This is a genomic window from Chromobacterium sp. FG22 (genome assembly GCF_057809415.1).
The window spans coordinates 1-18,236 of the sequence record NZ_JBMDJX010000041.1 but is presented as its reverse complement, the minus strand read 5'-3'; the positions used below and the strand labels follow the sequence as shown (position 1 = coordinate 18,236).

Here is an 18,236-nt window from a genome sequence, read left to right as displayed (position 1 = left end):
GACCCGCCGATGTTTTTCAGCGCCAAGCAAACGTCGGCGGCCCTAGGCAGTCCATCAGGAGTCATGCCGCGGCGCAACGCCGCCGCGGCTCAACCGCCAGGAATACAATGAGCAAGACCAGTCAACTGAGCCAGCGCTTTCGCCATGCCATCGAGCAAGGCCATCTGCGCCCCGGCGATCGCATGCCTTCGCTGCGCAAGCTATGCCTGGACCACAAGGTCAGCATCACCACCGCCCAACGCGCCTACGCCGAGCTGGAGAAACAAGGCCTGATCGAGTCCCTGCCCCGCTCCGGTTTCCGGGTGCTGGGCCTGTCCTCGCTGTCGCTGCGCCAATCGCCGCCGCTGCCGGACCACCCGGGCGAGTTCCGCGCCGAGCACCTGACCATGGCACTGCCCATGCCCTGGGGCTGCCCGTTCATGAACCCGGTGTTGATCAACACCACGCCGCTGACCCGCGCGCTGACTCGCGCGCTCAGCGATTACCGCTACGCCTTGTCCAGCACCGACAGCGAGGGCTACGAGGGGCTGCGCCGAGAACTGGCGCTGCGCTATCTCGCCCAGGGCGTGGAGCTGGACGGCGAGGAAATGCTGATCACCTGCGGCGGCATGGAGGCGCTGAACCTGGCGATCCGCTCGGTGGCCCGCCTCAGCGGCAGCGACTGCATGCTGGTGATCACCCCGGCTTTCCCGCCCATCTTCGAACAACTGGAACACCTGGAACTACGCGCCGTCGGCTTCAACTGTCCGCCGGGGCAGCCGCTGGACCTGGAGCGGCTGGAAGCGCTGCTGATCCAGCACCAGCCGGCCGGCATCATCGCCATGCCCAATTTCCAGCACCCCACCGGCCAGGTGATGAGCGATTCGCAAAAAGCCGCGCTGCTGGCGCTGGCGGAACGCCACCGCGTGCCCATCATCGAGGACGACACCTATCGCGAGCTGTACTTCGGCGAAGGCGCGCCCTTGCCGCTCAAGGCTTTCGATCAGCGCGGCAGCGTGCTGCACTGTTCCTCCTTCAGCAAATCGCTGGCCCCCGGCTATCGCGTGGGCTGGATCGCCGCCGGACGCTTCCGCGACAGCATTCTGGGCCTCAAGCTGTGCAGCTCGCTGGCCACCCCGCTGCCCAGCCAGATGGCGCTGGCGCGCTTGCTGGCCGGCGGCCATCACGAGGACATGCTCAGCCTGTTGCGCCAGCGTCTGCAAAACAATCTGGCCGCGCTGCAACAGCAGATCTCCGCCCATTTCCCGGCCGACTGCCGGATGGCCCGGCCGCAGGGCGGCTACTTCCTGTGGGTGGAGCTGCCGCCCGGCGTCGACTGCCGCCGCCTGCTGCCGATGGCGATGCAACAGGGGCTGCACTTCGCGCCGTCCCAGATGTTCCACACCCCGGGACAGGACACCGGCAACGCGATGCGCTTGAACTTCAGCTTCTTCGATCCGCTGCAACACCGCTCCGGCGTCCCCCTGCTGGCCGAGCTGCTCAGCCCGGCCAACGTCCGCTGAGCCTCAGATCCGCTCATCCGCCAGCTTGACCCGCTTGCGCTGCCCCAGCAGGGGCAGCAGCAAGACGGCGGACAGCATGGTGGTCACGGACAAGGCCAGGAAAAACCCGTCCCAGCCCCAAGCGTCGGTCACCTTGGCCAGCGGGTAGCCGGACAGCGCCGCCCCCAGATAGCCGAACACACCGACGAAACCGGTGGCCGCGCCCGCCGACTCCTTGTGCGCGGCCTCGGCCGCCGCCATGCCTATCAGCATCTGCGGGCCGAAAATAAAGAAACCGATGAAGAAGAAGCTGCCGGCGATCAACAGGTAGTGATCCACCCGCAAGGTCCACAGCAGCAGCACCGACAGCAGGATGCCCAGGGTGAAGATGATGTTCATCGGCACCCGGTTGCCGCGGAAAAAACGGTCCGAGCCCCAGCCGGCGACGATGGTGCCGATGAAGCCGCCCACCTCCAGCCAGAAAATCGCCGAGTTGGCCTTCAGCAACGCGTAACCGTGCTGCTCCTGCAGAAACTTGTTGCCCCAATCGTTGATGCCGATGCGCACCACGTAGACGAATAGATAAGACGCGGCCAGCAGCCAGATGAAGCGGTTGCCGAACACATAACGCCGCAATACCTGCCACATCGGCAGCTTGGCGCTATTCCTCTCCTGCTCCAGCTCCAGTTCGTCCCGCCGCCAGGCCCCCACCGTCGGCAGGCCCATGGACGCCGGCCGATCGCGCAGGCGGACGCACAGCAACAGGCCGACGGCGATGCCGATCACCCCCGGCACGATCATGCCGTAGCGCCAGCCGTAGGCCATCGCCAAGGCGCCCGCCAGCAAGGGAATCAGCGCGCCGCCGACATTGTGCGAGGTATTGCAGATCGCCCACCAGAAACCGCGCTCGTTGCGCGAGTACCAGGCCGTCATCAACTTGGCGCACGGCGGCCAGCCCCAGCCCTGGAAGAAGGCGTTCAGCGTCCACAGCGCGGTGAAGGCCAGCAAGCTGCTGCTGAAGCCGAACAGAATGTTGATGACGCCGGTGGCGATCAGGCCCAGGCCCATGAAGTAACGCGGATTGGCGAAGTCGCTCATCATGCCGGACACGAAGCGCGACACGCCGTAGACGATGTAGAACATCGACAGGATGGCGCCGCCGGCGGCCCGCTCCCAGCCCAGATCGTCCAGCATCGCCGGCAGGATGGAATTGAAGCTGCGGCGGGTGAAATAGTAGACGGCGTAGCCGGCGTACAAGCCCAACATGATGTGGAGGCGCCAGTGACGGTAGCTGGCGTTGATTTCCTCCTGGTTCTTGTCCACCGGCGCCTCCGGCTGCGCGCGCAGCCAGCTCAGCCATGTTCTCAGCGACATGTGCGTTCTCCTCTGTCCGCGCCGCCGCGACGGCGGCGCCGTTGTGACCGGCGCGTCTTTGCGCGCCTTGCCTCAAGCCAGCCGCTGAATCAGCTCCAGCGCCTCGCGGTGGCGGGCCGGATCGCCGGCCGCCACTACCCGGCTGCCGCTGTCCAGCGTGATCGCCCGGCCCTCCCAATCGCTGATCACGCCGCCTGCGCCCTCGATCACCGGCCGCATCGCCGCGTAGTCGTAGAGTTTGAGGCCGGCGTCCAGCGCCAGGTCGGTGCGCCCGGAAGCCAGCAGGCCGTAGCTGCGGCAAGCGCCGCCGTAGACGCGCCAGCCCGTGCGCTCGCAAAAGCCCTGCCATACCGGCCTTTCTTCCGGCAGGAAAAAATCCGGGCTGCTGACCGAGACAAAGGCCCGCTCCAGGCTGGCGCAGGCTCGGGTCCGGCATTCGCGGCCGCCGTCGCGCTTGAACAATAAGGTGGGCAGGCCGCGACGGCCTATCCAGCAGTCGTCGGTGGCCGGCTGGTCGATCACGCCCAGCACCGGCACGCCCTGATGCAAGAGCGCGATCAGGCTGCCGTAGACCGGCATGCCGGCCATGAAGGAGGCGGTGCCGTCGATGGGGTCCAGCACCCACAGCCATTCCGCGTCCCGCTCCCTGGCGCCGAACTCCTCGCCCAGCACGCCGTGGTCCGGATAACGCCGCAGGATGCGCTCGCGCAGCTTTTGCTCAATCTCCAGATCCAGTTGAGTCACCAGAGTGCGGTCCGGCTTGAACTGCGAACTCCAGTCGGCACGGGAAGCCAGCAAGCCGCGGCTGTCCGCCACCAGCTCCCGCGCGAATGTCAGCCATTCATCCAATTGTCCTTGGGCATACCGCCTCATCCCACCCTCCTTTCACTGCCTCACTGCATCACCGCCCGTGTCGTCCACTGGCCGTTCTTGACTTCGGAAATCGTCACCGCCGCCTTGTTGAGATCGCCCTTGGCGTCAAAGGAAAAATCGGTGCTGACTCCGGCGTAGCTGAGCTTGGCCAATACCGGCATGAATCGCGCCGGCTCCACCGAACCCGCCTGCTGCATGGCGGCCGCCACCATCATCATGCCGTCGTAGAACTGCGGCCCCAGCCTCACCACATCCTGCTTGAAACGCGCCTGATAGCGCTGGCGGAAAGCCTTGCCCGCCGGCCTGTCGTTCAACTGGCCGCCGGGAATGCCGGCGAAGTGGCCGCCGGCGCTGTCGCCGGCCAGGCTGAGGAAGGTGGGCGTTTGCAGCATGTCGCCGCCCAGCAGGCGCGCGTCCAGACCCAGCCGCTTCATCTGCTTGGCCATGGGCGCGGCCTGGGCGTCGGCGCCGCCGTAGAAGATCACCTGCGGCCGCAGCGGCTTGACCGCGGTCAGGATGGCGGAAAAATCGCTGGCCTTGTCGTTGGTGTACTCGCGGCGGGCGATCTTGCCGCCGCTGGCCTGCACCGCCTTGGCGAACTCGTCGGCGATGCCCTGGCCGTAGGCGGTGCGGTCGTCTATCACCACGATGCTGCTCGCCTTCAGCGTCTGCACCGCGAAGCGGCCCAGCGCGGCGCCCACCTGGCTGTCGCTGCCCACCAGCCGGAAGGCGGTGCGGTAGCCCTGCCGGGTATAGGCCGGGTTGGTGGACACCGATAGCTGCGGAATGCCGGCGGCGGCGTAAAGACGCGCAGCCGGAATCGACACTCCGGAATTGAAATGGCCGAGCACCGCCTTGACGCCGGAGTCGACGAAGCGTTGCGCCACCTGGGTGCCGATGCGCGGATCGGCCTGGTCGTCCTCCGCCAGCAACTGGAAGCGCACCGGCTGGCCGCCTATCTGCGGCTTGCGCGCGTTCAATTCGTCCACCGCCAGCCGCGCGGCGTTTTCATTGTCCTTGCCGTAATGGGCTTGCGGACCGGACAAGGGCGAGGCGAAGCCTATCTTGACCAGGGTCTCGGCGGCCGCCGGCCAGGCGCCGATCAGCAGCGCGGCGCCGGCGAGCGCCGCCCGCAGGGGGAAAATGGTTTTCATCTCGTCTCTCCTTTGTTTTGGATGGGTGCTGCGCAAAACGCCCGGCGCCGCGCCGGCGGCGCCGGGCCTCAAGCTAGTTCACGTACCAGATGGTCTTGGTCTGCTGGTATTGCTCCAGCGCCTCAAGGCCTTTGTCGCGCCCGCCGAAGCCGGATTGTTTGAAGCCGCCGAAGGGCGTGGTGATGTCGCCCTCGGAGAAGCCGTTGACCGACACCGTGCCGGCGCGCAAGGCGGCGGCCACGCGCTGCGCGCGCCTGACGTCGCGGGTGTACAGCGAGGCGGCCAGGCCGTAGACGCTGTCGTTGGCCAGGCGCACCGCTTCTTCCTCGCTGTCGAAGGTGCTCACCGCCAGGATCGGACCGAAAATTTCTTCCTGGAAGACGCGCATCTTGGCGTCGACCTGGTCGAAAATGGTGGGCTCGATATACCAGCCGCTACCCAGCTCGGCGTGGATGCGGCCGCCGTGCACCAGCCGCGCGCCCTCAGCCTTGGCCGCGTCCAGATAGGCTTTCACCCGCTCGAAATGGGCTTGCTCCACCAGCGGCCCCACCTGCACCGTCGGATCGGTGGGCAGGCCCAGCTTCCAGCCGGCCAGCCGCCGCTTGAGCTTCTCCAGCAAGGCGTCCTTGACGCTGGCGGCGACGATCAAGCGCGAGCCGCAGCTGCAGTTCTCGCTCATATTCCAGAAGGCCGCGGCCAATACGTCGTCGACGATCTCGTCCAGCTCGACGTCCTCGAACACCAGCTGCGGACTCTTGCCGCCCAGCTCCAGCACCACTTCCTTCAGATTGCTCTCGGCGGAATACTGCAGGAACAAACGCCCCACTTCGGTGGAGCCGGTAAAGGACACCATGTCCACGTCCGGATGCCGGCCCAACGCCTCGCCCACCGACTGGCCGGAGCCGGTGACCAGGGTCAGCGCCGCGGCGGGAATGCCGGCCTGATGCGCCAGCTGGGTGATGCGATAGGCGCTGAGCGAGGTCTGCTTGGCCGGCTTCACCACCACCGAGTTGCCGGCGGCCAGCGCCGGCGCCACTTTCCACGCGTACATCTGCGCCGGGAAGTTCCACGGCAGCACCGCACCCACCACGCCTATCGGCTCCTTGACGATGAAGCCCAGCGCCTCCGGCCCGGTGGGCGCCACCTTGCCGTAGCACTTGTCTATCGCCTCCGCGTACCAGCCGAAGGTGTCCAGCGTGGCCGGCAGATCGGTGTTCAGGCATTCGGTGATGGGTTTGCCGGCGTCGATGCAGTCCAGCGCCGCCAACTCCTCGACGTGTTCTTGCAATAGCGCCACCCAGCGCTGCATCGCCTGCTTGCGCTCGGCCGGCGGCCGGCGCGACCATTCGCCGGACTCGAAGCCGGCGCGCGCCGCCGCCACCGCGGCGTCGACGTCGGCGGCGTCGCCGGCGGCGACATGGCCGATCAGGCTGTTGTCCATCGGCGTCCGATTGTCCAGCCGCGCGCCCTTGCCCTCATGGCCGGGGATCAGCAGGCCGGCCCACAATTGCCCGGCGCGGGCCTGCTCGAATACCGTTTCCTTGCTTAATGGCATCTCAGTCTCCTGTTAACGATCGAACGCGGCCAGCGCGTCGAGGAAGGCCTTGGCTTCCGCGCCCGGCAAGGGCAGCAGCGGCAGGCGCACATCGCCGGCCTCGACGCCGTGGCGACGCACGCCCAGCTTGGCCTTCTGGTTGTAGCCGCCGGATTCCATCGCCTGGATCGCCGGATACATCGCCGCCATCAGCGCGCGCACCCGCGCCCAGTCCTCAACCTTGGCGGCGTTCAGCATCGCCACCTGTTCGCCGGGAAAGACGTTGGCCGCGCCGCTGATCCAGCTGCGCACGCCCCAGAACAGAAAATCCGCCGCCTGGTCGTCGCAGCCGCAGATCACCTCGAAATCCGGCAAGTTCGCCTGGATCAGCGCCAGCGCGCGGCTGAAATCGCCGCTGCTTTCCTTGATGCCGACGATATTGGGCTCGCGGCTCAGCTCCGCCACGCTGTCGATGTCGATGCCGACCCCGGCGCGCGCCGGGAAGTTGTAGAGAATGATGGGCAGCGCGCTGGCGGCGGCCACCGCCTTGAAATGGGCGACGATGCCGGCCTGGTCCGGCAGGCTGTAGGCCGGCGGCGCCAGCATCAGCGCCTCGTAGCCCAGCTCCGCCGCTTGGCGCGCGCGCGCGATCGCGCCGCGGGTGGACAGGTCGTTGGCGCCGGCGATCAGCCGCAGCCGGCCCTTGCCCGCCTGGGCCACGCACTCCAGCACTTGGCGGCGCTCGCCCTCGTCCAGCGCGTAGTATTCGCCGGTGGTGCCGCAGGCGACGACGCCGGCGACGCCTTGCTCGATGAAACGCTCGATCAGTTGCCGCAGCGCCGCCAGGTCCAGGCGGCCGTCGCGGTCGAACGGCGTGACGATGGGAACCAGAATGCCTTGTTCTTGCATGGGAGTTTCCTTTGTACTTACGGGTGGAAGAAGGTCGCGCGGCTCAAGCCGGCGCGGCGGCGGCGGGCGCGGAGCGGACGCGCCAGATCGCGATGTCGGCGTAGCCGTAGAACACGCTGATGGCGATCACCAGCAGGTGGTACCAGAGAAAGGGCAGATACTGCAGCGTGGACACGCCCAGCGTCGCCGCCATGAACACGCCGCCGTCGCTCCAGGGCACCATGGGCGCGGTCACCGTGCCGCCGGCTTCGACATTGCGCGACAGCACCCGGCGCTCTATGCCCTGCAGATCGTAATTGCGCTCGGTGATGGTGCTGGCGGTGATCAGCGACACATAGGCGGCGCCGCCGAAGAAGTTGCCGAAGAAGCCGCCCAGAATCGTCGAAACGGTCAAACGGCCCGGATTATTGGCCCAGCGCAGGAAGTTGGCGCTGATCACCTCCAGGATGCCGGCGCGTTCCATCAGGCCGCCCAGACCCAGGGCGAACAGGATCAGCGCGATCACGCTGAGCATGGATTCGATGCCGCCGCGGTTGAGCAAGGTATTGAGAAACTCCACGTCGGACGCGGTGCGGTTGCCGAAGTACGCGGTGCGCACCGCGTCCAGCACGGGCATGTCCTGCGCCCACCAGGCGCAGACGATGCCCATCACCGCCCCCGAGCAGATCACCGGGATGGACGGCAGCCGCATCGTCAACATCGTGATCACCGCCGCCGCCGGCAGCAGCAGCCAGCCGTTGACGGTGAAGTGCGAGCCCAAGGCCTGCATCGCCAGATCGGCGCGGCCGGTGTCCAGGCCGGCGTCGACATAGAAGAAACCGACGCCGAGGAACAACAGCGCGGTCAGCAAGGTGGCCGGCACGCTGACCCACATCATCGAACGGATGTGGTCGATCAGATCCACCTTGCACAGCGAGGCGGTCATCACCGTGGTGTCCGACAGCGGCGACATCTTGTCGCCGACATAGGCGCCGGAAATCACCGCGCCGGCCACCAGCGGCAAAGGCATGCCGAAGCTGTAGCCTATGCCCATCATCGCGATGCCCGCCGTGCCGGCGGTGCCGAAGGAGGTGCCGGTAGCCAGCGAGGTCAGCATGCAGATGATGAAGGCCGCACACAGAAAGATCTGCGGGCTCATGATGGCCAGGCCGTAGTAGATGATGGCCGGCACCACGCCGCCGGCGATCCAGGTGCCGATCAGCGCGCCCACGGTGATCAGCACCAGCACCGCCACCATGCCGTTGTGGATGCCCTGGATCAGGCCCTGCTGCATATCGTCGTAACTGCGGCCCAGCCAGTTGCCCAGCCCTATCACCAGGAACCAGCTGCTGAACAGCGCCAGCTGGATGGGCAGGTCCAGCACGTTAAGGAATAGAAACATGATGGCGATGAAGCCGGCCATCACCGCGACAACCTGGGTTGCGCTCGGCAAGCGCGGCGATCTTTGTTGCATGGCGTTTCTCCTCTGCTCGGGTGGGCGGCCGGCAACGTCGAGGCTGCCGGCGCGGAGGGGCCGCGGCGCTAAGAACCTGTTTACGGTCTGCTGCGCTGCTGCGATACCGCATTGAAAACGACTTCGACATGCTCATGCACCACGGGTACATTCCGCTTCCTCGGCCGTTTTCGCCTTGTCTCGCTCTAACTCGCGAGATCGAAAACACGTTCTAAAAGCGCGCCAGGCGGTAAGGATGCAAATCCAGATCCGGCGGACGCCGCAACACCATGTCGCGCAGCAGCGCGCCGGTGGTGGCGGCCAGCGTCAGGCCCAAATGGCCGTGGCCGAAAGCGAAATACAGGCCCTGGCGATCCGGAGCCGGGCCGATCACCGGCACGGTGTCCGGCAGCGACGGCCGGTTGCCCATCCACAGCGTCATGCCTTCGGTGGAAAAATCGCCGACGATGCGCCGCGCCTTGTCCAGCAGGATCTCGGCGCGCCGCCAGTCCGGCGCCGCGTCGCGGTGGGCCAGTTCCACGGTGCCGGCCAACCGCAGGCCGCCGTCGGCCAGCGGCAGGATCACGAAGCTTTCGCTGGCGCACTGAATGAAATGGCGCAAAGCCACGCCGGCCTTGGGCAGGTTGACGTGATAGCCGCGCTCGCTTTCCAGCGGCACCCGATAGCGGCACTGCCGGGTGAAGCGATCGCTCCAGATGCCGGCGGTCACCACCACCTGGGCGGCGGCCAGCGTGCGGCCATCGGCGCAGACCACGCCGTCGACCTTGCCCTCGCCTTCGCTCAGGGCCGCCGCCTCCGCTTGTTCGAAGCCGCCGCCAGCGGCGATGAAGGCGTCGAACAGGCCCCGGCAGAACAGATAGGGATCATCGACATGGGACCAGGACGCCACCTTGACCGCGCGCGCCCAGCCGTCCAGCAGCGCCGGCTCGCAAGCCTGGGCCGCCGCCTGATCCAGCGCCTGCCAGCCCACGCCGTGCTCGGACTTCCGCCGCCAGGCCGGCAAGGCCCGCTCCAGCTCGGCCGCGTCGCGGTACAAGGTCAGCGCGCCGTGCCGCCGCCACATGCCCTCCAGCCCGGCCAGCTCCACCAGCGGCGCGTAATCGGCGGCGGCCCGGTTCAGCAAAGCCGCCAGCGCGCGGGTCAGGGCAGCCACCCGCGCCGGCCGGCTGGCCAGCGCGAAACGCGCCAGCCACGGCGCCAGCGTCGGCAAATAGCGCCAGCGCACCGCCAGCGGCCCCAGCGGGTCCAGCAGCCAGCCGGGCAGGCGGCGCCAGACGCCGGGCTCGGCCAAGGGAATCACATCGCTGACCGCCAGCGCGCCGGCGTTGCCGTAGCTGGTTTCCCGCGCCGGTTCGCCGCGGTCCAGCAGCAACACCTCCAGCCCGGCTTGCCGCAGTTGCAGCGCCGCGGCGATGCCCACCACGCCGGCGCCGACGACAATGACGCGCGCGCTCATCTCAGGCCACCTCGAAGCCGTGGACATAGGGATCGGCGTCGTCCAGCAGGATGCGGTTGTAGCCGGTGAAGCGCGCCCAGCCCCGCACCGAGGGCACGATGGCCGGGTAATCGCCCACCCGCGTTTCCGCCAGCACGCGGCCGACGAACTGGCTGCCGATCAGGCTCTCGTGGATGAAATCCTCGCCAACGGCGAGCAGGCCGCGCGCGTGACGCTGAGCCAGCCGCGCCGAAGTGCCGGTGCCGCAAGGCGAGCGGTCCAGCGCGGACTCGCCGTACAACACCGCGTTGGCGGCGCTGGAGCCGGCGTTCTTGGCCGCGCCGGTCCACTGGCAATGACGGACGCCGCGGATATTGGGGTCCAGCGGATGGACGATGTCGTAATGCCGGTTCAGGTATTCGCGCAGTTCGCGCCCCATCGCCACCAGCTGCGCCGGCGAGTAATCCGCCATATCGCGATAGCCCGGCTGCGCTTCGACGATGGGATAGAAATTGCCGCCGTAGGCGATGTCCACCCGCAAGCGCCCCAACGCGGACACCTCGGCCTCCACATCGCGCAGGTAGAGGAAGGACGGCACATTGGTCAAGGTCACCGCGGCGACCTTGTCGCCCTCCATCCGGTACTCTGCCGCCACCTTGCCCGCCGGCGTGTCCAGATTCAGCACCCCGGGCGCGGCCGGCGTCACCAGACCGTGCTCCAGCGCCATGGTGACCACGCCTATGGTGCCGTGGCCGCACATCGGCAGGCAGCCGCTGGTCTCGATGTAAAGCACCGCGATGTCGCAATCCTCCCGCGTCGACGGATACAGAAAGGCGCCGGACATCTGCGCATGGCCGCGCGGCTCGAACATCAGCCCGGTGCGTATCCAGTCGTAGCGGCGGATGAAATCCAGCCGCCGCTCCGCCTGGGTCTCCCCTTCCAGCCGCGGACCGCCGTTCACCACCAGCCGCACCGGATTGCCGCAGGTATGGCCATCGAGACATTCGAATTCGCGCACCGCCATGTTCTTGCTCCTCGCTTGTGATGGGGCCACTCTAACCGCGCTCATTTTTGAATACAATTTTTGAGGCGCGCAGCAGACAAGCGCTTGCGATAATATTGCGTTACCTCACATGTGAAATAATTAATTTCACAATAAAATCAATATGTTATAGCGTGTTGTTTTTTAATCACCTTGCATTGCAGCATCGCCACCAACTCAAAAGCACCTTAAAAAAGGGATGAAACCGCGAATAATTGAATACAAAATTACAGCAAGCACGCCCATAATCCATGCCAAAACAAAGACTGGACGCGGCCATTGCCCGCCCTCCCCGCGCCTGTGATAATTTGAAAACTCCAACCGCCGATTTCGCCATGCCCCAAACCACCGCTCCGCGCCAAACCCTCACCGCCACCACCACCGACACGCTGCGCCAGCGCATCCTGCTGGGAGAGTGGCCGGCCGGCACCCAACTGCGCCAGGAGGCGCTGTCCAAGGAACTGGGCGTCAGCCGGGTGCCGCTGCGAGAGGCGCTGCGTCAACTGGAGGCGGAAGGATTGGTGGCCATCACCGAACGGCGCGGCGCGGTGATCGCCCAGCTGTCGCTGCCGGAAGTGCTGGAATTGCTGCGGGTGAGAGTGCTGCTGGAATGCGATATGTTGCTGGAGGCGGTGCCGCGGCAGACCCAGGCGGATCTGGACGCGGCCGGCGCGCTGCTGGCGCAGTTCGAGGAGGCGCTGCGCCGACGGGATGTCGGCGCCTGGGGCATTCTGAATTCGCGCTTCCACCTGGCGCTGTACCAGGCGGCCGACCGGCCGCAAACCCTGGCGCTGATCGAGCAGTTGCACAATCGCACCGATCGCTACACCCGGATGCAGATTCTGCTGACCAATTTCAGCGACCGCGCCCATCGCGAGCACAGCGAAATGCTCGAACTGTGCCGCCGCAAGGACGCGGTCAGCGCCGCCGCCTTCCTGAGACAACACATCCTGAACGCGGAAGAAGCCCTGGAGGCCTGGCACCAGGAGCATCAAGGCGAAAACGGCCGCAGCGCGCGCAAGCCGGCCTGAATACCACCCGCCAAGCGCGGCAAGCACTTGGTTTCAAACAGAAAAGTCTTTAGACACACTATATCCAATGGCTAAAATAATGATGATGACATCAGCTTTCTAGCCATTTGATCATAATCAAATAATGCACAGTTTTGAAAATGCTATGCGCATTAAAGTAACAGAAAAATACATTATTCCAACGGTCTAGTCACGCGCAAAAACCAAGCAAGTTATTGTTTTTCAAAAATAAATACAACACAAACGCCTGCCGATCTCCTGCTGTGCCCGCCAATCTGTATACATCTGATCACAGCAATCTGTACATTGCCTGTACCCATACAATGCGATAACAATGCTTGCGACAATTAAAAAGCGATTCATCATAATTAGGCTACGGCAATCGCCAAATAGCCTGATTGTCTGACCATAGTCAGGCGCGACCAAATCGCTCGCCGCCGGAAGCGACTGTCCACTCCGCGCTCCATCCGGCGCTCCCTTATCGTGTCAGTAGAACCAAAACGAGCTATTTCGATGCCAAATTTAGACAGAAAATATGACATTCAGAAATTGAATGAAGATCAAATCGCCATCAACATCAATGGCAACACCGTCGCCGCCGCGCAGGGCGAGACCGTGCTCAGCGTGCTCAACGCCGTCGGCTTGCGCCGCGTCAGCCGCAACGACAGCCAGCAAAGCATGGGCTCCTATTGCGGCATGGGCGTCTGCCATTGCTGCCTGGTGCGCATCGACGGCCGCTACAAGCGCCGCGCCTGCCAGACCGTGGTGCAGCCCGGCATGACCGTGGAAACCGCGGCCAATCGCATCGAACTGGAGGGCCTGCAATGAGCGCGCGCCCCATCATCGTCGGCGGCGGCCCCGCCGGCATGGCCGCGGCCATCGAGCTGGTCAAGCACGGCCTGCCCTGCACGCTGATAGACGAAGCCTCGCGCCTGGGCGGCGTGGTTTACCGCGGCCCGCTGCGCCAGGGCGTGACCCTGGATTATTTGGGCGAGCGCTACCGCGACGCCATGCAGGCGCTGCACGCGCAGTTCGCCGAAGTCAGCCACGCGGTGGAGATCAAGCTGAACACCCGCGTCGTCGGCGGCGAAGCCGGCCAGTGGCTGTACGCGCTGAATGAACAGGAAAAAGTCGAAAAGATCGACTTTGAACAATTGCTGCTGTCCGCCGGCTGCCACGAACGCAGCGTGCCCTTCCCCGGCTGGACCCTGCCCGGCGTGATCATGCTGGGCGGCCTGCAATTGCAGATCAAGAGCGGCGTGGTCAAGCCGCTGGGCCGCACCACCATCGTCGGCACCGGTCCCCTGCTGCCGCTGGTGGCCTGTCAATTGCATCGCGCCGGCGCCGACGTTCAGGGCGTCTACGAAGCCAGTTCCTTCGGCCGCATCGCCAAGGAAACCCTGGCCATGCTGAACAAGCCGCAGCTGTTCCTGGACGGCCTGAGCATGCTGGCCTACCTGAAACGCCACGGCGTGCCGCTGCACTACGGCTGGGGCGTGGTGGAGGCGAGCGGCCAGCAAGAGGTGCAGGAAGTCACCGTCGCGCCTTACGACGACAACTGGACGCCGGACCTGAACCGCGCGGTCAGCCTGGCCACGGAAACCCTGGCGGTGGGCTACGGTTTCATTCCGCGCACCCAGCTGACCCAGCAAATGGGCCTGCGCCACGCTTACGACGCCGACGGCTTCCTCAAGCCGGAAATCAACGGCTGGCAGCAAAGCAGCGAAGCCCACATCCACCTGGCCGGCGACATCGGCGGCCTGCGCGGCGGCGAGGCCGCCATGCTGAGCGGCCGCATCGCCGCCCAGTCCATCCTCAAGCAACGCGGCGCGATCAGCGCCGAACTGGCCGAGAAAAACCGCCAGCGCTACCGGACGGAACTGAAAACGGTGCTGCGCTTCCGCGTGGGCATAGACAGCTTCACCCAACGCGGCAGCGGACAGCTGACGCTGCCGCAGGAAGACACAGTGATCTGCCGCTGCGAGAACGCGCTGCGCAAAGACATCGACGCCGCGCTGGAACAAGGCGTGCAGGACTTGATCAGCCTGAAGATGCGCACCCGCGTCAGCATGGGCGATTGCCAGGGCAAGATGTGCGTCGGCTATTGCAGCGACCGCCTGCGCGAGCACACCGGCAAGGCGGACGTGGGCTGGATCCGCCCGCGCTTCCCGCTGGACCCCTTGCCGTTCTCCGCCTTCCAAACCGAAACCGAAGAGGCCTGACCATGAGCAGACAATACGACATCGTGATCGCCGGCGGCGGCGTGATCGGCGCCTCTTGCGCCTACCAGCTGTCCAAACGCAAAGACCTGAAAATCGCGCTGATCGACGCCAAGCGCCCCGGCAACGCCTCGCGCGCCTCGGCCGGCGGCCTGTGGGCGATCGGCGAATCGGTGGGCCTGGGCTGCGGCGTGATCTTCTTCCGCATGACCTCGGCCAAGAACAAGCGCGAGGCGGCCGGCGCCGCCATCGCCGTGGATGCCAGCACCCCGCACATCCTGCCGGAGTCCTTCTTCAATTTCGCGCTGGCCTCCAACGCGCTGTATCCGGCCCTGCATCAGGAGTTGATCGAAAACCACGGCATGGATTTCAAGTTCGAGGAAACCGGGCTGAAATTCGTGATTTACGACGAGGAAGACCAGCTCTACGCCGAACACATCGCCGCGCAGATTCCCCACCTGTCCGATCAGGTGCGCTGGGTGGACCAGGCCCAACTGCGTGAAAACGAGCCCTACATCAGCCACGAGGCCACCGGCGCGCTGGAATTCCTGTGCGACCACCAGGTCAGCCCCTTCCGCCTGACCGACGCCTATACCGAGGCCGCGCGCCAGAACGGCGTCGACGTGTTCTTCAACACCAATGTCACCGGCGTGCTCAAGCAAGGCTCGCGCGTCACCGGCGTGCGGACGCTGGAAGCCGGCGAATTCCACTGCCACACCCTGATCAACGCGGCCGGCTCCTGGGCCGCCGAGTTGAGCCAATGGGCGACCGGCATCGATATTCCGGTCAAACCGGTCAAGGGCCAGATCGTGCTGTCGGAAAAGATGCCCAAGCTGTTGCGCGGCTGCATCACCACCAGCGATTGCTATATCGCGCAGAAGGACAACGGCGAAATCCTGATCGGCAGCACCACGGAGGACAAGGGCTTCGACGTCAGCAACACCTATCCGGAAATCGCCGGCCTGGTCAAAGGCGCGATCCGCTGCCTGCCGGAGATGAAGAACATCAACATCAAGCGTTGCTGGGCCGGCTTGCGCCCCGGCTCCCCGGACGAGCTTCCCATCCTCGGGCCGATGCAGGGTGTGGACGGCTATCTGAACGCCTGCGGTCACTTCCGCACCGGCATTCTGACCTCGGCCATCACCGGCGTGATGCTGGACGCGCTGGTGCGCGGCGAAACGCCGCCGCTGGACGTGACGCCCTTTCTGGCCGACCGCTTCAACGCCCCGGCCGCCAAGCCGACGGTGCAGGAAGCCGTCGAACTGGCGCTCTCCTAAACCAGCGACGGCCCGTCGCTCCCGCGGCGGGCCGTCCCACTGATTCAGATGTTCCTCTGTTACAGGCCGGCTAGTCCGGCCTGCTTTTTTTGCCCCGCCGCGCCCACCCTCTTAGAACCTGTCTACGATCTCGCGAGCTAGAGCGAGACAAGGCGAAAACAGCTGAGAAAGCGGAATGTACAGAGGGTACATGAGCATTTCGAAGCGGTTTTCAACGCAGTATCGCCGACGCACAGCAGATCGTAAACAGCTTCTTACTGGCCTACGCCGCGACGCTCATACACCGCCTGCGCCAAGGTACCCAGGTCGACGTACTCCAGCTCGCCGCCCACCGGCATGCCGCGCGCGATGCGCGTCACTTTGAGGCCGCGCTCCTTCAACAGCTCGGCGATCATATGCGCGGTGACCTCGCCCTCGGCGGTGAAATTGGTGGCGATGATCACCTCCTCCACCGCGCCGTCCGCCGCCCTCACCAGCAGCTTGTCCAGATTGATGTCGCGCGGGCCGACATTGTCCAGCGGCGAGATGCGGCCCATCAGCACGAAATACAGGCCGTCGAAGCATTTGGCCTGCTCCAGCGTCAGCAGATCCGCCGGCATCTCCACCACGCACAGCAAATCCTGCCGGCGCTCCTCGTCGGCGCAGATCGGACACAGCGGCGTTTCGCTGAAGGTGTTGCAGCGTTCGCAGTGGGTCAACTGGGTCAGCGCGCGGTCCAGCGCGCGCGCCAGCTTGTCCGCGCCCTTCTTGTCGCGCTGCAACAGGTGGAAGGCCATCCGTTGCGCGGTCTTGGGTCCGACCCCCGGCAACACTTTCAGGGCGGAAATCAGATGGTCTAGAGCGGGAGGATTCTTCATCGCTTTCACAATCGGGAAAAACGGCGGCGCAGACGCGCGTGCCGCCAGGCGAAAACCAGGCGGAAAATGCCGTAATGCAGTGTCAACAAGCAGGGCGCGCGCGGCGCGAAGCCGATGCGGTCCACCACTTCGCAGCCGCCGGGCAAGGCGCGCACCCGCCGCCGGTGCAGCCAGCGCCGCTGGGTCAGCATGGTGGAGCGCTCGTCGAAGGCGCCCGGCTCCAGCCGCGTCAGCTCCAAGTCGTCGCATTCCACCGGCAACAGGCCGAACAGCAGAATCCGGCACGGTCCGATGCGCGTCGGCGGCCTCAAGCCGTCGGGCAGCTCGCCGCCCGGCAAGCGCATGCGGAGCCAGGGCCCGAGCTCGTCGTTGATGCCGGCGGCGCTGGCGGCGTGCGCCCACACCCTGTCGGCGTCGGCGCGCAGCCGGCTGCGCACGGTGAAATGGGCGAATCCGCGCATGGCTACCTCGGAAACAACGTAAAAATGGCCCGGCGCGCGCCGAGCCATCCGGATGCCGAAACCGATGCGATCAGAACGGCAGCTTCATGCCGGCCGGCAGGTTCAGGCCGGCGGAGAAGCCGGACATTTTTTCCTGAGTGGTGGCTTCCACCTTGCGCACCGCGTCGTTGAACGCGGCGGCAATCAGGTCTTCCAGCATTTCCTTGTCTTCCTTGGCGTCGTCCAGCAGGCTGTCGTCCAGGCTGACACGCTTGACGTCGTGAGAGCAGGTCATCACCACCTTGACCATGCCGGCGCCGGATTGGCCTTCCACTTCCACCGTGGCCAGTTCTTCCTGCGCCTTCTTCATATTGTCCTGCATTTGCTGGGCCTGCTTCATCAGGCCGGCGATACCACCTTTGCCAAACATAATCGTTTCACTCCTTCACGGGTTGAATGGTTTCGATGAGCAGCGTCGCGTCGAATTCGCGCACCATTTGCTGCACCACCGGATCGTTTTTCATATTCTCGCGCGCGATGTCCAACTGCTCCTGCCGATGGCGGGCATCTTTCATCGCCGGCGTCTCCAGGCCCAGCTCTTCCACCGTCACCGCCAATTCCACCGGCCGGCCGAAGCGCTCGCCCAAGGCGAGCTTGAGCTTGTCCTGGTAATCGCGGCTGGTCATGTGGCGGAAGCTCTCCGGCACCGCCAGCGCCAGGCGTTCCTGGTCCCAGTCCTTCAATACCGCATTATGGGCCAGCATGCGCGCCGCGCCCAGCTTGACGCCCAGTTCGGTCACCAGCGCCTGCCAGTCGCCGTCGAAGCGATAGTCGGCCGGCTCCTCCGGCGGCGCCTGCAAATAGGATGGCATCTCCTCGTCCGCCGCCGCGCCCTGATCCCAGGGCACCTCGTCGGGACTAACGTCGCCGTCGTCCGACGCGTCTTCCTCCTCGGGCTCCGGCTCGGGCGGCGGCGCGGCTTGACGGACCGGCGCGGCCGGCGCAGGCGGCCTGGCTTCGGGCGCGGCAGGCTCGGGTTCGGGTTCCACCGCCGGCGCGCTGTCCTGAACCGGCTGCGGCGCGGATTGTCGCGGCGCCGGCGAACTCAGACCGGCGGCCTGCAAGGCCCGCGCGGCCGGCGAAATGCCTCCCGGCGC

The 18,236-nt window shown here is 65.8% G+C and carries 17 protein-coding genes; 5 read left to right on the top strand and 12 right to left on the bottom strand.

Annotated elements, in window-relative coordinates:
- Positions 1-107: 107 nt before the first annotated feature.
- Entirely contained in the window at positions 108-1,502 is a 1,395-nt protein-coding gene (locus tag ACODSD_RS23235) for an aminotransferase-like domain-containing protein (RefSeq protein ID WP_158274263.1), read from the top strand.
- A gap of 3 nt (positions 1,503-1,505) precedes the next feature.
- On the opposite strand, the gene uhpC is transcribed toward ACODSD_RS23235, so the two are convergent.
- The 8 genes from uhpC to ACODSD_RS23195 form a co-directional block, all read right to left on the bottom strand.
- Positions 1,506-2,855: an MFS transporter family glucose-6-phosphate receptor UhpC gene (uhpC, locus tag ACODSD_RS23230; protein WP_107799029.1), complete on the bottom strand. Its 1,350-nt coding sequence runs from the start codon at positions 2,853-2,855 to the stop codon at positions 1,506-1,508.
- Positions 2,856-2,927: 72 nt separating this feature from the next.
- Positions 2,928-3,728, bottom strand: coding sequence for an inositol monophosphatase family protein (locus ACODSD_RS23225; RefSeq protein ID WP_488878445.1), 801 nt, complete (start codon positions 3,726-3,728; stop codon positions 2,928-2,930).
- A gap of 20 nt (positions 3,729-3,748) precedes the next feature.
- Positions 3,749-4,882, bottom strand: a complete 1,134-nt coding sequence (locus ACODSD_RS23220) for a branched-chain amino acid ABC transporter substrate-binding protein (protein ID WP_107799027.1) — start codon at positions 4,880-4,882, stop codon at positions 3,749-3,751.
- Between the two features lie 73 nt (positions 4,883-4,955).
- Positions 4,956-6,437 carry an aldehyde dehydrogenase gene (locus ACODSD_RS23215; RefSeq protein ID WP_488878444.1) on the bottom strand — a complete coding sequence of 494 codons (1,482 nt, stop codon included), beginning with the start codon at positions 6,435-6,437 and terminating at the stop codon, positions 4,956-4,958.
- A gap of 12 nt (positions 6,438-6,449) precedes the next feature.
- Positions 6,450-7,325, bottom strand: coding sequence for a 4-hydroxy-tetrahydrodipicolinate synthase (gene dapA, locus ACODSD_RS23210; protein ID WP_107799025.1), 876 nt, complete (start codon positions 7,323-7,325; stop codon positions 6,450-6,452).
- Positions 7,326-7,368: 43 nt separating this feature from the next.
- Complete coding sequence (gene nhaC, locus ACODSD_RS23205) at positions 7,369-8,778, bottom strand: Na+/H+ antiporter NhaC (RefSeq protein WP_107799024.1); 1,410 nt, start codon at positions 8,776-8,778, stop codon at positions 7,369-7,371.
- 211 nt (positions 8,779-8,989) lie between these two features.
- Positions 8,990-10,234, bottom strand: coding sequence for an NAD(P)/FAD-dependent oxidoreductase (locus ACODSD_RS23200; RefSeq protein WP_488878443.1), 1,245 nt, complete (start codon positions 10,232-10,234; stop codon positions 8,990-8,992).
- A gap of 1 nt (position 10,235) precedes the next feature.
- On the bottom strand, positions 10,236-11,237 hold the full coding sequence (locus ACODSD_RS23195) for a 4-hydroxyproline epimerase (RefSeq protein ID WP_227107477.1): 1,002 nt from the start codon (positions 11,235-11,237) through the stop codon (positions 10,236-10,238).
- A 353-nt stretch (positions 11,238-11,590) separates the two neighbouring features.
- On the opposite strand from ACODSD_RS23195, the gene ACODSD_RS23190 reads away from it, so the two are divergent.
- From ACODSD_RS23190 to hcnC, 4 genes are all read left to right on the top strand, one after another.
- A complete protein-coding gene (locus ACODSD_RS23190; RefSeq protein WP_235089534.1) occupies positions 11,591-12,286 on the top strand; it encodes a GntR family transcriptional regulator in 696 nt (231 codons plus the stop codon).
- A 549-nt stretch (positions 12,287-12,835) separates the two neighbouring features.
- Positions 12,836-13,114 (top strand): (2Fe-2S)-binding protein, encoded by a 279-nt coding sequence (locus ACODSD_RS23185; RefSeq protein WP_304529379.1) that lies wholly within the window; start codon positions 12,836-12,838, stop codon positions 13,112-13,114.
- Positions 13,111-14,508 carry an FAD/NAD(P)-dependent oxidoreductase gene (locus ACODSD_RS23180; RefSeq protein WP_488878442.1) on the top strand — a complete coding sequence of 466 codons (1,398 nt, stop codon included), beginning with the start codon at positions 13,111-13,113 and terminating at the stop codon, positions 14,506-14,508. Before ACODSD_RS23185 ends, ACODSD_RS23180 begins: the two co-directional genes overlap by 4 nt.
- A 2-nt stretch (positions 14,509-14,510) precedes the next feature.
- Entirely contained in the window at positions 14,511-15,782 is a 1,272-nt protein-coding gene (hcnC, locus tag ACODSD_RS23175; RefSeq protein ID WP_253315247.1) for a cyanide-forming glycine dehydrogenase subunit HcnC, read from the top strand.
- A gap of 254 nt (positions 15,783-16,036) precedes the next feature.
- Here the strand turns inward: hcnC and recR are convergent, their stop codons facing one another.
- From recR to ACODSD_RS23155, 4 genes are all read right to left on the bottom strand, one after another.
- Positions 16,037-16,639 carry a recombination mediator RecR gene (gene recR / locus ACODSD_RS23170; protein WP_048412399.1) on the bottom strand — a complete coding sequence of 201 codons (603 nt, stop codon included), beginning with the start codon at positions 16,637-16,639 and terminating at the stop codon, positions 16,037-16,039.
- 5 nt (positions 16,640-16,644) lie between these two features.
- Positions 16,645-17,100, bottom strand: a complete 456-nt coding sequence (locus ACODSD_RS23165) for a hypothetical protein (RefSeq protein ID WP_488878441.1) — start codon at positions 17,098-17,100, stop codon at positions 16,645-16,647.
- A gap of 70 nt (positions 17,101-17,170) precedes the next feature.
- A complete protein-coding gene (locus tag ACODSD_RS23160; protein ID WP_081547734.1) occupies positions 17,171-17,509 on the bottom strand; it encodes a YbaB/EbfC family nucleoid-associated protein in 339 nt (112 codons plus the stop codon).
- 7 nt (positions 17,510-17,516) lie between these two features.
- On the bottom strand, positions 17,517-18,236 hold a 720-nt coding region (locus ACODSD_RS23155; protein ID WP_488878440.1), incomplete at its 5' end, for a DNA polymerase III subunit gamma/tau C-terminal domain-containing protein.